At 56.4% G+C, this 282-nt stretch carries 1 protein-coding gene; it reads left to right on the top strand.

Features of this window, described 5'->3' with window-relative positions; translation table 11 throughout:
- On the top strand, positions 1-282 hold a 282-nt coding region (locus ACX3VQ_RS12985), incomplete at both ends, for a hypothetical protein (RefSeq protein ID WP_462581465.1).

The raw sequence follows: 282 nt of genomic DNA, 5'->3' as shown, positions 1-282 counted from the left end.
CCGGTCGTGCCACGACGCAGAGCTTCGAACAGGACATCCCGCAGGTGCAGGGCAACCAAGCACAAGTGGTTTCGATCACCGTCTATGCAGTCAACAGCACGGCAGGGGACAATGTTGTTCCTGATACCGATCCGTCCAACGGCCTTCTAAACGGGGATACGATTGAGGAAATCACCGCAGTTTCTGTCACCGATTGGCAGTCCGGCAATACCACTTCGCTCGACATTTCCGGCTTGGCAGACGGCAGCACGACTGTGGTTGGATTCGGAGTGAGTGTCACCA

The sequence above is a fragment of the Altererythrobacter chaiwopuensis genome, assembly GCF_054957735.1.
This window is presented reverse-complemented; position numbering and strand designations above follow the sequence as displayed.